The sequence below is a fragment of the Cellulosimicrobium cellulans genome (assembly GCF_024124905.1).
GTDB lineage: Bacteria > Actinomycetota > Actinomycetes > Actinomycetales > Cellulomonadaceae > Cellulosimicrobium > Cellulosimicrobium cellulans_G.
The window spans coordinates 474,431-488,382 of the sequence record NZ_JAMXST010000004.1 but is presented as its reverse complement, the minus strand read 5'-3'; the positions used below and the strand labels follow the sequence as shown (position 1 = coordinate 488,382).

At 76.5% G+C, this 13,952-nt stretch carries 13 protein-coding genes; 8 read left to right on the top strand and 5 right to left on the bottom strand.

Going from position 1 to position 13,952, the window contains the following annotated elements; all coding sequences use genetic code 11:
- Nucleotides 1–68: 68 nt before the first annotated feature.
- From NHH00_RS14325 to NHH00_RS14300, 7 genes are all read left to right on the top strand, one after another.
- Nucleotides 69–1,439: a DUF7544 domain-containing protein gene (locus NHH00_RS14325; protein ID WP_253053255.1), complete on the top strand. Its 1,371-nt coding sequence runs from the start codon at nt 69–71 to the stop codon at nt 1,437–1,439.
- Nucleotides 1,436–2,110 carry a DUF4129 domain-containing protein gene (locus NHH00_RS14320; RefSeq protein WP_253053253.1) on the top strand — a complete coding sequence of 225 codons (675 nt, stop codon included), beginning with the start codon at nt 1,436–1,438 and terminating at the stop codon, nt 2,108–2,110. Before NHH00_RS14325 ends, NHH00_RS14320 begins: the two co-directional genes overlap by 4 nt.
- Nucleotides 2,107–3,351 (top strand): DUF4350 domain-containing protein, encoded by a 1,245-nt coding sequence (locus NHH00_RS14315; RefSeq protein ID WP_253053251.1) that lies wholly within the window; start codon nt 2,107–2,109, stop codon nt 3,349–3,351. Before NHH00_RS14320 ends, NHH00_RS14315 begins: the two co-directional genes overlap by 4 nt.
- Before the next feature lie 224 nt (nt 3,352–3,575).
- Complete coding sequence (locus NHH00_RS14310; RefSeq protein WP_253053701.1) at nt 3,576–4,550, top strand: AAA family ATPase; 975 nt, start codon at nt 3,576–3,578, stop codon at nt 4,548–4,550.
- 10 nt (nt 4,551–4,560) lie between these two features.
- Nucleotides 4,561–5,853 carry a DUF58 domain-containing protein gene (locus tag NHH00_RS14305; RefSeq protein WP_253053249.1) on the top strand — a complete coding sequence of 431 codons (1,293 nt, stop codon included), beginning with the start codon at nt 4,561–4,563 and terminating at the stop codon, nt 5,851–5,853.
- A 64-nt stretch (nt 5,854–5,917) separates the two neighbouring features.
- Complete coding sequence (locus NHH00_RS20770; protein WP_255318720.1) at nt 5,918–6,040, top strand: hypothetical protein; 123 nt, start codon at nt 5,918–5,920, stop codon at nt 6,038–6,040.
- A 7-nt stretch (nt 6,041–6,047) separates the two neighbouring features.
- A complete protein-coding gene (locus NHH00_RS14300) occupies nt 6,048–7,349 on the top strand; it encodes a winged helix DNA-binding domain-containing protein (RefSeq protein ID WP_253053247.1) in 1,302 nt (433 codons plus the stop codon).
- Between the two features lie 94 nt (nt 7,350–7,443).
- Here NHH00_RS14300 and NHH00_RS14295 read toward each other — a convergent pair whose 3' ends face one another.
- A complete protein-coding gene (locus NHH00_RS14295; protein WP_253053245.1) occupies nt 7,444–8,433 on the bottom strand; it encodes a stage II sporulation protein M in 990 nt (329 codons plus the stop codon).
- Between the two features lie 89 nt (nt 8,434–8,522).
- Here NHH00_RS14295 and NHH00_RS14290 point away from each other — a divergent pair, with 89 nt between their 5' ends.
- Nucleotides 8,523–9,341 (top strand): RDD family protein, encoded by an 819-nt coding sequence (locus NHH00_RS14290; protein WP_253053243.1) that lies wholly within the window; start codon nt 8,523–8,525, stop codon nt 9,339–9,341.
- Between the two features lie 21 nt (nt 9,342–9,362).
- Here NHH00_RS14290 and NHH00_RS14285 read toward each other — a convergent pair whose 3' ends face one another.
- The 4 genes from NHH00_RS14285 to NHH00_RS14270 all read right to left on the bottom strand — a co-directional run bounded on the left by NHH00_RS14285 (nt 9,363) and on the right by NHH00_RS14270 (nt 13,943).
- Nucleotides 9,363–10,757: an acyltransferase family protein gene (locus tag NHH00_RS14285; protein WP_253053241.1), complete on the bottom strand. Its 1,395-nt coding sequence runs from the start codon at nt 10,755–10,757 to the stop codon at nt 9,363–9,365.
- 142 nt (nt 10,758–10,899) lie between these two features.
- Nucleotides 10,900–11,559, bottom strand: a complete 660-nt coding sequence (locus NHH00_RS14280) for a response regulator transcription factor (protein ID WP_253053239.1) — start codon at nt 11,557–11,559, stop codon at nt 10,900–10,902.
- 115 nt (nt 11,560–11,674) lie between these two features.
- On the bottom strand, nt 11,675–13,192 hold the full coding sequence (locus tag NHH00_RS14275; RefSeq protein WP_253053237.1) for a sensor histidine kinase: 1,518 nt from the start codon (nt 13,190–13,192) through the stop codon (nt 11,675–11,677).
- 133 nt (nt 13,193–13,325) lie between these two features.
- A complete protein-coding gene (locus NHH00_RS14270) occupies nt 13,326–13,943 on the bottom strand; it encodes a hypothetical protein (RefSeq protein WP_253053235.1) in 618 nt (205 codons plus the stop codon).
- Nucleotides 13,944–13,952 lie beyond the last annotated feature (9 nt).

Sequence of the window (13,952 nt, the reverse complement as noted above, 5' to 3'; positions counted from 1 at the left end):
CGCCGTCGCCCGATCCTCGCACGGCGGCCTGGACCGACGCCCGAGCCGACCCGGGGGACCACGAGCACATGAGCACACCCGACACCTCCGGCACGCCGGACGGTGCCACGCCCGACCCGACGGCGGCACCCGGTCCGACGACGCCCGTCGGCCCCACCCCGGGCGACGACGCCGGCGGCTGGGGAGCCCCCGCGTACGGCGCACCCGGCTACGGTGCGCCGGGCAGCACCGCCCCGCAGCCGCCGCAGCCCCAGTACGGCCAGTACGCCCCCGGGTACGGGCCCGGCCAGGTCCCGACGGCGGACCAGCCGCCCGCGCCCGCCGCACCCGGCGGGTGGGGGCAGCCGTCGTCCGGACAGCCGCAGGCTCCGGGCGGGTACGGCCAGCCGGCCTACGGGCAGGGGCAGTACGGCCAAGGGCAGTACGGGCAGCAGCAGTACGGCCAGCAGCAGTACGGCGCCCCCGGCTACGGTCCGCCCGCCGGGTTCGCGGGCGCGCCCTACGTGCCGCCCGCCGCGAAGCCGGGGATCGTCCCGCTGCGTCCGCTGTCGCTCGGCGAGATCTTCGACGGCGCGTTCGGCGCCATCCGCCACAACCCGCGCGTCATGCTCGGCATGAGCACGCTCGTCGTCGTCGTCGCGACCGTCATCGGGGCGCTGCTCGGATGGGCGTTCTCCGGCTACTTCGCGGACCTCTTCCTCTCCCTGCCCAGCGAGTCCGGGCTCGGCGGGATGGAGAACGACTTCGCGATGCTCTACTCGAGCACGCTCGGGACCGGGCTCACGACGAGCCTCGCGACCCCCATCGTCAGCGGGCTGCTCACGGTCTCCATCGGGCAGTCCGTCATCGGGCGCAAGGCCACGATCGGGGAGGTCTGGGCCCAGGTGGGCCGCCGCGCGTGGTTCCTCATCGGCTTCTCGCTCCTGCTGGGCCTCGCGTGGGCGGTCGCCGTCGCGCTGGTCGTGCTCCTCGTCGCCCTCGGCTTCGCCGCCACGACCGGGCTCGGGGTGGTCCTGCTCGTCGTCGCCCTCCCGGGTCTCCTGGTGCTGGCCGTCTGGGTGGGCACGCGCACCGGGCTCGTCCCGCCGGCGCTCGCGCTCGAGGGCCAGCCGTTCTGGGCGACGGTCCGGCGCTCGTGGCTCCTGACGCGCGGCAGCTTCTGGCGCCTGTTCGGCATCTACCTGCTCGCCTACGTCGCGATGTACGTCGTCGTGCAGATCGTCGTCTCGCCGTTCAGCATCGTCAGCACGTTCCTCCTCGCCGCCGGCCAGGGCTTCGTCGCGAACGCCCTGCTGGCGCTCGGCGTCGCGCTCTCGACGATCGTCATGACGCTGTTCCTGGGGAGCGTCGTGGCGCTGCTCTACATCGACGTGCGCATGCGGCGCGAGGGCCTGGACGTCGAGCTCGCCGCCGCGGCGAACGCGCAGCCGCCGGCATGACGCTGCGGTCGCTCGCGGCCGACGTGCCCGTGCAGCCGGACGCCGACGAGGCGCGCCGGTGGCTCGTCGAGGAGCTCGCGAAGCCCGAGTACCGCACGGAGCCGTCGCTCCTGCAGCGGTTCCTCGACTGGCTGCTCGGGCTCTTCGACGGCGCACCCACGATCGACCTGGGCGGCCCGCTCACCGCGGTGCTCGTCGTCGCGGTCGTGCTCCTCGTGGCCGGCATCGCCTACTGGGTCGCGGGCCCGGTGCGCCTGTCGCGCCGGGCGACGTCGTCCGTCGTCGTGCAGGACGACGACGCGCGGACCGCGGCCGAGATGCGCGCGGCGGCCGACGCCGCGGCGTCCCGGGCCGACTGGGCGACCGCCACGCTCGAGCGCTTCCGCGCCGTCGTCCGCTCGCTCGAGGAGCGGGCCGTCCTCGACGCCCGTCCCGGGCGGACCGCGTGGGAGGCCGCCGAGGCCGCGGGCGAGCGCGTGCCCGACGTCGCGGACGGGCTCGCCCGTGGCGCGCACCTGTTCGACGACGTCGCGTACGGCAAGGCAGCCGTCGGGCCCGAGGCGGACGCGTTCCTGCGGGCGCTCGACGAGCGCACCCTCGCGACGCGCCCCGCCCTGCGGCCGGAGCTCGCGACGACGGCCGCGCCGGCCCCGGGCGGTGACGACGCATGAGCACCACGACGTCCGCGCCCCCGTCCAGGGACGGCACCCGGGCCGTCACGACGGCGTACGTGCCCGTCGTCGGCGACGGCACGACCGCCGGGTCGCGGGCCCGGAGCCGGTGGCGACGCGCCCGCTGGCCCGTCGCGGTGGTCGTCGCGCTCCTCGTGCTCGCCGGCCTGTCCGCGATCGCACGCCCCACGACCTCGGCGACGCCCCTGGCACCCGACAACCCCGGCCCCGACGGCGCGCGCGCCGTCGCCGAGGTGCTGCGCGACCGGGGCGTCGAGATCACGTACGTGACGACGGTCGCGGACGCGGTCGCGGCGTCCGCGGACGGGGGGACCCTGCTCGTCGCGCAGGGCGACTTCCTGCTCGACGAGCAGGTCGACGCGCTCGTCCGCACGCCGACCGACCTCGTCCTGGTGGCTCCGCCCGACGTCCTGCTCTCGTCCGCGACCGACGGCGGCGCGGAGCTCGCCTACGACTGGGGGTCGGGGTCGTCCGCCCGGTCGGCGCGCTGCGACGACCCGGCCGCGGAGGCGGCCGGGGCGCTGCGCTCGGACGGCGTCGGCTTCCACGCGCTCGACCGGACGACCGTCCTGTGCTTCCCCTCCGCCGACGACCCGTCGATCGGCGCCTACCTCGTGCACGAGACCGACGAGCGGAGCGTGCGCGCCGTCGACACGGCCGCGGTCCTGCGCAACGACTCGGTCACCGACGACGGCAACGCCGCCCTCGCCCTGTGGACGCTCGGTGCGCACGACCGCCTCGTGTGGCTCGTGCCCGACCCGTTCGACACGTCGCTCGGCGGCGGCGAGGACGAGCAGACCCCGGCGCTCTCCCTCCCGCCGTGGTTCGGCGTCGTCGCGCTCCAGGTGCTCGTCGTCGCGCTCGTCGTCGCGCTGTGGCGCGGCCGCCGGCTCGGCCGGCTCGTGACGGAGGACCTGCCGGTCGTCGTGCGCGCGGCCGAGACGACGCGCGGCCGCGGCCGCCTCTACCGGCGCGCCGGAGCGCGCGGGCACGCCGCCGCCGGGCTGCGCGCGAGCTCCGCGGACCGGCTCGCGAACCGGCTCGGCCTCCCGCGCTCCGCCGACGCGCCCGCCCTCGTCGACGCGGTCGCCCGCGCGACGGGCCGCCCGGGCGAGCAGGTCGCCCAGCTCCTGTACGGACCACCACCCGCCGACGACGCGGCGCTGCTCGAGCTCGCGCGTCACCTTGACCGGATCGAGAGCGAGGTCTACCACTCGTGACGCACCACCCCGACGGCTCCGTGCCGCAGCCCGACCGCTACGCGCCGCCACCGCACCAGGAGCAGCCGTACACCCAGGACCCGAGCGTCGCCGACCGCGTGAGCGCGGCCGCCGGCGCCCCCGGTCACGAGCCCGGACCGCACGGCCCGGGCGTCACGGCGCCCGGCGACGCCGCCGCTCCCCCGGCGGCCTACGGTCAGCCGGGAGTCCCCGCGCCGGCACCCGTGCACGACGCACCGCCCGCGCCGTCCCCCGAGCTGCGCCAGGCCCTCGCCGCCGTGCGCACCGAGGTGGGCAAGGCCGTCGTCGGGCAGGACGGAGCCGTGACGAGCCTGCTCATCGCGCTGCTGTGCAAGGGCCACGTGCTGCTGGAGGGCGTGCCCGGCGTCGCGAAGACGCTGCTCGTGCGCACGCTCGCCGCGTCGCTCGACCTCGGCACCAAGCGCGTGCAGTTCACGCCCGACCTCATGCCCGGCGACGTCACGGGCTCGCTCGTGTACGACGCGCGGACCGCCGAGTTCTCGTTCCGGGAGGGCCCCGTCTTCACGAACCTGCTGCTCGCCGACGAGATCAACCGCACGCCCCCCAAGACCCAGGCGTCGCTCCTGGAGGCCATGGAGGAGCGGCAGGTCTCGGTCGACGGCACGCCGCGCCCCCTGCCCGACCCGTTCCTCGTCATCGCGACGCAGAACCCCGTCGAGTACGAGGGAACGTACCCGCTGCCCGAGGCGCAGCTCGACCGCTTCCTGCTCAAGGTCGTGCTGCCCCTGCCCGAGCGCGAGCAGGAGGTCGAGGTGCTCGCCCGCCACGCTGCCGGCTTCAACCCGCGCGACCTCGCGGGCGCGGGCGTGCGCGCCGTCGCCGGGCGCGACGTGCTCGACCGGGCGCGCGCGGAGGTCGCGCGCGTCCAGGTCGCGCGCGAGGTCCTCGGCTACGCCGTCGACGTGTGCCGCGCGACGCGCCACTCCCCCTCGTTGTCCCTCGGCGTGTCCCCGCGCGGCGCGACGGCGCTGCTCGCCACGTCGCGCGCGTGGGCCTGGCTCTCGGGCCGCTCCTACGTGACGCCCGACGACGTCAAGGCCCTCGCGCACCCGACGCTGCGCCACCGCGTGCAGCTCCGGCCCGAGGCCGAGCTCGAGGGCGTGACCGCCGAGAGCGTGCTCGACACCGTGCTCGCGTCCGTCCCCGTCCCCCGCTGAGGCGTCGCACGTGGCCCTGACGTGGCGCGCCGTCGTGCTCACGGCGCTCGGGATCGTCCCCGTGCTGCTGTTCCCCGTGCCGGGGACGGTGCTCGTGTGGACGCTGCTCGTCGTCGCGCTGTGCGCGCTCGACGCCTCGCTCGCCGCGTCCCCGCGGCGCGTCGCGATCGAGCGGCGCGTCCCGGGCTCGGTCCGCCTCACCGACACGACGACGTCGCGCCTCACCCTCACCAACCTCGCGCCCCGGCGGCTCCGCGCGCTCGTGCGCGACGCGTGGCCGCCGTCCGCGGGGACCCAGGTCAACCGGCACCCGGTCGACCTGCCGCCCGGCGAGGCCACGCGCGTCACGACCGTCCTCGTGCCCACCCGTCGCGGCGAGCGCGTCGCCGACCGGGTCACGATCCGCTCGTTCGGCCCGCTGCGCCTCGCCGCGCGCCAGGCCTCGATCACCGTGCCCGGCCGGCTGCGCGTGCTCCCCGAGTTCGCGTCCCGCCGTCACCTGCCGAGCCGGCTCGCGCGCCTGCGCGAGATGGACGGTCGCGCCGCGGTGCAGGTGCGCGGCGAGGGCACCGAGTTCGACTCGCTGCGCGAGTACGTGCTCGGCGACGACGTCCGCTCGATCGACTGGCGCGCGTCCGCCCGCGGTCGGGACATGGTCGTGCGCACGTGGCGTCCCGAGCGCGACCGGCGCGTGCTCATCGTCGTCGACACGTCCCGCACGTCCGCGACCCGCGTCGGCGACGAGCCGCGCCTCGACGCGAGCATCGAGGCCGCGCTCCTGCTCGCCGCGCTCGCCGGCCGCGCGGGCGACCGCGTCGAGCTCGTCGCGTACGACCGCACCGTGCGCTCGCGCGTCGCCGGGGCCGCCGGCCCGCGCCTCATGCCCGCCATGGCGGACGCCCTCGCACCGCTCGAACCCGCGCTCCTCGAGACCGACTGGCCGGGACTCGTCGGCACCGTCCACGAGCGCCTGTCGCAGCGTGCGCTCGTCGTGCTCCTGTCGACCCTCGACCCCGCCGCCGTCGAGACCGGGCTGCTCCCCGTCGTCGGGCAGCTCACGGCCAAGCACCAGGTCGTGCTCGCCGCCGCGGGCGACCCCGAGGTCGCCGCCCTGCGTGCCGACCGCAGCGGCACCGCCGAGGCGTACGACGCCGCCGCGGCAGCCCGCGGGGAGATCGAGCGCGCCGCCGTGACGACCGTCCTGCGCCAGCGCGGCGTCGAGGTCGTCGACGCCCTCCCCGACGACCTCGCCCCCCGCCTCGCCGACACCTACCTCGCCCTCAAGGCCGCCGGCCGCCTCTGACGTCCAGGCCGCCGACCGCGAGGTAGGGTCGTGCGGGTCGTTCCACCGAGCTCAGGAGTACCCCGTGGCCTGGCAGCCCACCGATCCCCGACAGCGCGCACGGCGCAACCGTCGCGTCGCGATGATCGTCGTGGCGGCGCTCCTCGCGACGTTCCTCATCCCTGCGCTCGCGATCGTGCTGTCCTGACCCGCCGATGGGCGACGGGCGGTTCGGGCCGCGGCTGAGCCACGACGACCTCAACCGTGCGCTGCTCGCGCGCCAGCACCTCGACGCCCCCTGCGAGGCGTCGGTGCTGGACGAGGTGCGGCATCTCGTGGGGCTCCAGTCGCAGGTGCCGTCGTCGCCGTACCCCGCCCTGTGGTCGCGGCTCGCGGCGTTCGCGCCCGACGACCTGGGCGCGCTGCTCACCGACCGTGCGGTCGTGCGCGTGGGCGCGCTGCGCGGGACGGTGCACCTGGTCGCCGCGGACGACGCGCTGGGGGTCACGGCGCTGGTGCGGCCGACGCTCGCCGCGTACCTGCGGGCGAAGAACCAGCACGGCGCGGCCCTCGCGGACGTGGACCTCGACGACCTCGAGGAGGTCGCGCGCGACCTGCTCGACGAGCCGCTCACCTCGGTCGAGCTCGGCAGGCGCCTCGCGGTGCGGTGGCCCGACGTCGACCCCAAGCACCTCGCGTACGGTGCGCGCTGCCTGCTGCCGCTGGTCCAGGTGCCGCCGCGCGGGCTCTGGGGCGCGAGCGGGCCGGGGACCACCACCACGTGGACGACGGCGCAGGCTTGGCTGGGCCGCTCCGACCCGGTCCTCGACGCGGTCGCGCACGACACGGACCCCGACGCCGTCCTCGCGACCCGCGTCGGGCTCGTGCGGCGCTACCTGGCGGCGTTCGGCCCGGCCTCCGTGGTCGACGCGCAGCGGTGGTCGGGCCTGACCCGGCTCAAGGCCGCGTTCGAGGTGCTGCGTCCCGAGCTGGTGACGTTCACCGGCCCGGACGGCAAGGAGCTCTTCGACCTCCCCGACGCGCCCCGCCCGCCCGGCGACGCGCCCGTGCCGACGGTCCTCGCGGGCGACTTCGACAACCTCGTCCTCGCGCACGACGACCGGACGCGGATCCTCGGCGACGTGCCGGTCAAGAGCGTCGTGAGCATCAACGGGCAGGTCGCGGCGACGGTGCTCGTCGACGGACGCGTGGCCGGGGCGTGGACGGCGCGCCCGACCACCCCGTCCGCCCCCAGCCGGGCGACGACCGGGGCGACCTCGCCCGACGAGGCTGCGGGCGACGTCGTGCACGTCGAGGTGCGCCCGCTGCACGGACCCGCGGGCGACGCGGCCGGACGCGGCACGGGCGCGGGCGGGCTGGGCGGCGCCGACGTCCGTCGCTCCCCCGCGGACCGGCTCCGCGAGCCCGGCGTGCGCGACGCGGTCGTCGCGCGAGCCGAGGACTGGGTCCGGTGCGCGTGGCCGGGTGCGCGGGCGCGCGTCGTCGTGCACGACTGACCCCCTCACGACTCCCCGGCCCCGAGCCGATGGCCGGCAGCCGAGGAGCCCAGAGCCGGGGAGGAGCCGGGAGGCTGGAGCCGGGGAAGAACCGTCAGGCCGCGACCGGGGCGACGTCGCCCGCGTGGTCGGCGGTGAGGTCGCCGGTCTCCCCGGCCGCCACCGCACGACGGCCGAGCACGATCGTGTAGACCCAGAACCCGGCGAGCGCGATCGCGCCGATGACGATCTTGAGCCACCACGGCATGGTCGAGCCCGTGACGAAGCCCTCGATCACCCCGGAGATCGCGAGCGCGATGACGAGCCCGATCGCGACGGTGACGAGCGCGCGGCCCTCCTGGGCGAGCGCGCGCGAGCGCGGGAGCGGGCCGGGATCGACCCAGGCCCAGAAGATGCGGAGCCCTGCGGCGCCGGCGACGAACACCGACATGAGCTCGAGCAGTCCGTGCGGCGCGATGAGCTGGAGGAACAGCCCCAGCTCGCCGTGCGCGGCCATCATGCCGCCGGTCGAGCCGATGGCCACGGCGTTCGAGAACAGCACGTACGCGGGGAAGATCCCCGTGATCCCCAGCCCGATGCACTGCGCCGCGATCCAGGCGTTGTTGGTCCAGACGACCGTCGCGAAGTCGAGCCCGGGGTCGTAGTACGACGCGAAGGCCTCGTTCACGTAGTTCTCCTGGACGCTCGGCGGGCCCATCGACGCGAGCCCCTCGGGCGTCGTCGCGACCCAGACCCCGGCGACGAGCGCCACGACGACGCACGCGACCGTCACGCCGACCGACCACCATCGGATCCGGTACAGGGCGGCGGGCAGGGACACGGTGAGGAACCGCACGACGTCGCGCCACGCGGGCTCGTGCGCCCCCGCGATGCGGGTGCGGGCCTTGCCCAGCAGCACGGACAGGCGCGAGATGAGCACGGGGTCGGGCGCGACGGACCGGACGGTCGACAGGTGCGTCGCGACGGCCTGGTAGAGCCGGACCAGCTCGTCCGCCTCGGCGCCGTCGAGCGTGCGCCGCGAGGTGAGGGTCTCCAGGCGGTCCCACTGCGCGCGGTGCACGTCGGTGAAGGCGTCGAGGTCCACGACCGATACCCTGCCACACAGGGCGTGCCGCCGGTGCGCCGACCGGCGCGCGGGCACGGACCCGTGACGGAGCGAGGGCGAGGAGCAGCGTGCGGGACGGCATCCTGATCGGCGAGGGCGTGGTCCTCGATGCACGACCGGCGTCGTTCGTCACCCGCGGCCTCGCGCTCTTCCTCGACATGCTCACGCTGTTCGTCGCGCTGTTCGCGCTGCTCTTCGCGACGTCGGGCTCGCTCGAGCTGGTCGACCCGGACTTCGCCCCGGCCATCGGGATCGCGCTCGCCGTCCTCGTCATGGTCGTCGTCCCGACGACCGTGGAGACGCTGTCGCGCGGGCGCTCGCTCGGGAAGCTCGCGCTGGGCATCCGGGTCGTGCGCGACGACGGCGGCCCGGTCCGCTTCCGGCACGCCTTCCTGCGCGCGCTGGTCGGCATCGGCGAGATCTGGCTGACGCTCGGCTCCGTCGCGCTCGTCGCGTCGCTGACGAACGACAAGGGCAAGCGCCTCGGCGACATGGCGGCGGGGACGTACGCGATCCGGGTACGGGGCGGGCGGCCGACGCTCGCCCCGCTCGTCATGCCGCCGTACCTCGCCGCGTGGGCGTCCCACGCCGACATGCGCCGCCTGCCCGACGGTCTCGCGCTCGCCGCGCGGCAGTTCCTGGCGCGGTCGAACACGCTCCACCCGGCGTCGCGGGCGCGGCTCGGCCAGGAGCTCGCGGGACAGGTCGAGCGGTACGTGGCGCCCGGCCCGCCGCCCGGCACGCACCCGGAGACGTTCCTCCTGGCGGTGCTCGCCGAGCGGCGCGACCGGGACTGGGCGACGGCGCAGCGCGCGCAGGCGCTCGCCCGCGAGCAGGCCGAGCTGCTGCACCGGCTCCCCTACTCGATCCCCGACCCCACGCGCTGACGCCGACGCCCGCGCACGGTGTCAGCGCCCCGCGGGTCCCGAGGCCCCTGCGGCGCCGGCACGTCGCGCGGGGCGGGCGTCCTCGAAGCGACCCACCACGCGGGAGATCCCCAGGAGCACGAGCGCGAAGGCGCCGAACCAGACCGGGCGGCTCGCCCACCAGTCGGCGCTCCCCGGGGCCGGGAGCTGCTGGCCGAGCGCCACGAGCACCGTCCCGACGACGACGATCATCGCCGTGAGGTGCCACAGGTAGACGGTCATCGACCGTCGGGCGAGGCCCGCGACGACGGCGCGGCCACGCCCGTCCGCCCAGCGCACGAGCGGTCCTCGAGCGGCGAGCGCGAGGGCGACGAAGGCGACCGCGTGCAGGACGACGGGCGCCGTGGGCGGCCCGAGGTTCGACATCGCGTCGCCCGGCATGCCGATGAGCGACACCGGATACGGCCCGACGGCGACGAGCAGGACCGCGAGCGCCGCCGACGCGAGCGCGACCCCGACGAGCACGAGCGGCCGCGGGAGGACGGCCACGGGCACCACGCGCCCCCGCCGCACGACCCGCGTCCCCGAGCGCGCGTCGGCGTACAGGAGCCCGATGGCGTAGGGGACGGCCCACACGAGCACGACGTCGACGAGCGCGAGGCGCTCCGCCCCGGCGCCGAAGCGGAGCGCCTCGACGGCGAGCGGCGCGGCGACGAGCGCGCCGACGGTCCACCAGCCCGCGGCGTGCAGCGCGCGCCGCAGGAGCGGCGTGAGCACGACGAGGCCGAGGTACACCGCGAGGAACCACAGCAGCTGCGGCGCGAGCGTCGCGAGCGAGCGGACCGCGTCCCCCGGCAGGCCGGCGGCGAGCAGCACCCCGATCGCGACGACCCACGCCCCGACGAACACCCCGACGGGCCGCAGGAGCCGGGGCACGCGCCGCCCGGCGAGCCGTGCTCCCGCTGCGAGGTCGGCGAGGACGCTGGGGCGCGCCACCACCCGCCCGGCGCCCGCGAGCCCGGGCGCGCGACCGCCGTCGGGCCCGCTCCGCAGCCCGTACGCGGCCGAGGCCCCGGCGGCGAAGAACAGGAGCGCGAGGACCTGCAGCGCCCAGGTGACGGTCCAGCCGGCGCCGTGCGCGAGGGCGTTGCCGATGCGCAGGTGCTCGCCGTCCCACGTCGCGTCCGCCATGAGCCAGTGCACCGTGAGGACGCTGAGCGTCGCGAGGGCCCGCACGGCGTCGACGAACACGTCGCGTCGAGGTCGGCGCGGCCCGTCCTCTCCGGGGAGCGGGGCGGTGCCGGGCGTCCGGGCGGCGCCCGACGGCGGTCGGTCCCGGCGGGCGTGCGGCCCGCCCGCGGACGCCGGTCGGGCGGGGACGGGGCGCGCGCGGGACGGCGCGCGGGTCGGGGACGGCGGCGGCGACAGGACGGCCACGGGATGCTCCAAGGTCGGCGAGCCCGGGAGGATCCCCGGTGCTCACCAGTCTCGAAACATCCCGTTCGTCCCGGTACGGGACGGTCCCCCGACCCCGGCGCGGCGGTCCACCCGGTCCGGCGGGGGTTGTCCCCCGCCCCGCTCAGACCTTGAGGTAGCGCAGCACGGCGAGCACGCGCCGGTGGTCGCCCGCGTCCTGGGGCAGGCCGAGCTTGCCGAAGATCGACGTGACGTTCTTCTCGACCGCGCCGTAGGAGAGAAAGAGCGCCTCCGCGATGGCGGAGTTCGAGCGCCCCTGGGCCATGAGCTCCAGGACCTCCGTCTCGCGCGGCGTGAGGCGCGCCAGCCCGTCGTCGGACCGCGAGGCGCCCATGAGCTGGCTGACGACCTCGGGGTCGAGCACGGTCTGACCGGCGGCGATGCGCGTGAGCGCGTCGACGAACTCGCCGACGTCGGCGACGCGGTCCTTGAGCAGGTACCCGACGCCGCGAGCGCCGCCCGTCAGCAGCTCGCTCGCGAACCGCGTCTCGACGTACTGGGAGAACAGCAGCACCCCGAGGTCGGGGTGCGTCGCGCGCAGCGCGAGGGCGGCGCGCAGGCCCTCGTCGGTGAACGTCGGAGGCATCCGGATGTCGACGACCGCGACGTCGGGCAGCGCGTCCTCGGCCGCGAGCCGGGCCACCCGCGCGACGAGCTCGTCGCCGTCCGCGACCGCGGCCACGACCTCGTGTCCGCGGCGGGTGACGAGCGCGACGAGCCCGTCGCGCAGGATGGCGGAGTCCTCGGCGATGACGAGCCGCATGGTGTCCTTCCGGTCGGGCGGGCAGTGCGACGGCCCCGGCGGGCGGGATGCCCCGGGGACATCGTGCCCGACGGCGCCCGCCCGCTCGGGCAGGACACGGTGGTCCGTGCGCACGTCAGACCCGGACGGGCAGGAGGACGGTGACGACCGTCGGGCCGCCGACCGGGCTGGTGAGCTCGAACGAGCCGTCCACGGAGCGCACGCGCTCCGCGAGGCCCGCGAGGCCGGACCGCTGGCCGTCGGACCCGGGCTGCACGACGCGCGCGCCGCCCTGGCCGTCGTCGCGCACCCGCAGGCGCAGCCGCGCGCCGCGCCCGCTCCCCTGCCGCTCGACGAGCACGTACGCGCCCGTGGCCCGCGCGTGCTTGACCGCGTTCGTGACGAGCTCGGCCACGCAGAAGTACGCGATCGACTCCACGGCCGGCGCGAGCCGGCCGGACGCCTCGACGGCGGGGTCGACGTCGACCGTCACCGGGAGCGGCGAACGTGCCGCGAGCGTCTCGAGCGCGACGGCGAGCCCGTTGTCGAGCGCGGGCGGGTGGATGCCGCGCGCGAGCTCGCGGAGCTCGACGAGCGCCTCCTTGGTCGACGAGTGCGCGAGGTCGACGAGCTCGAGCGCCTCGCCCGGGTCGCCGCCCCCGGCGAGCTGCTCCTTGGCCTCCCCGAGCTGCATCGCGACGGCGACGAGGCGGGCCTGCGTGCCGTCGTGCAGGTCGCGCTCGATGCGGCGCAGCTTGGCGTCCGCGTCCTCGACGGTGCGGCCGCGCGACTCCTCGAGGTCGGCGACGCGCAGGCTCGAGAGGGTCGGGCCGAGCAGCGCCACGGTGAGCGCCCGGAAGAGCTGGGCGAAGCCCCGCGTGACCTGCGCCCAGAGCCAGAGGAAGAGCAGCCCCACCAGGACGAGGCCGAGCTGGCGCACCGGGGTGTCGACGTACCAGTCGACACCGAACGACGCGCCGCGGTGCCACGACCCGTCGCTCGCCTGCTGCAGGGGGAGCCAGCGCGACCAGATCCAGTGCGTCGTGCCGCCGAGCCCCACGGCGAGGAAGACGGTGCTCACCACGAAGGACACGATCGCGAGCGGGAACGTGACGACGAGGAAGAGCACGGCCCGCCAGCCGGTCCCGTCGCCGATGCCGCCCCACAGGGTGCTCCAGAAACCGCGCCGCCGGACGTACGGCGCGGGGGCGGCGACGTCGATGCCGAGCGCCGAGCGTGCCAGTGACCGGTACATCGAGCCCCAGCCCCGCCCGCCGACCACGACCCACCCCGCGACCACGAGGCCGATGACCGGCACCAGCATCGCCACGAGGAAGACCACCGCGAACAGCCCGTAGGTGAACGCGAACGGCGCGAGGAGGATCGCGAGCCACAGGTATCCGTACGCGCGCCACGTCTGCCGGTGGAACGGCGCGCCCGCGAACGCCACGCGCTCGCGGTGGTCGACGTACCGGGGGTCGGGCTGCGTGCCGGCGAACGTCGTCGCGTCCGCCGCTGCGACGCCCGTGGGCGCATCCCCCGTCGCGGGGACGGTCGGGGCCAGGGGGCCGTGGGCCGCACCCGGGGTCGGGGTGCCCGACGGCGGGTCGCCCGTCGGCACGACGCTCGGCTGGTCAGGGGTCACGGCAGTCATGGTGCCAGTCTCGGCGAGCCGCGGTCACGGCGACAGGGTGGCGTCCGCCGCGCCGGGGTGGGGACATCCCCCGTGTCGCCCCGGCGCGGCGACCCGTCGAGCGGTCGCCGGCACGGTCACCACGCCGTCCGGGTCAGTGCAGGAGGTACTTGACGCCGATGACCACGCCCGCGAACGCCGCGGCGAGCAGCGTCTCCCCGACGAGCCGTGCGCCCCGGGCACCCGCCCGGTACGCGGCGAGGAAGCCGACGACGCCGAGGAGGAGGACGGTGAACCACACCGCGACGAGCGCGGCGTCCTCCACGTCGAGGCCGAACGCGTACGCGACCAGGTAGACCACGATCCCGGGGACCGCACCGAGCAGCACCCCCACGTTGAGGCGGAGAGCCGCGCGGGTGCGGTCCCACAGGGAGTGACCGCTGTCGCGGAACCGCCCGCTGACCGCGTCGACGTAGCAGTGCGCGAGCCAGTACCCGACCGCGACGAGGCCCGTCGCGACGACCACGCGGTCGCCCGTCGGGGCGTGCACGCTGGACACCGCCATGACGAACCCCGCGACGATCGCGCCGTAGAGCAGGTCGTGCGGGGGCTCGCGCTCCCACCGGTCACCGACCCGGTGCCACAGCGGACGGACGCCCGGGGGCGGGCCCGCGGGCTCGCCGTCGGCCTGCGGGCCGACCTGTCCCGTCGCGCCCCGGCCCGCGGTGGGCGGGGGCGCGACGGGGCCACGCTCGTCGGGCGACTGGTCCATGCGACCTCC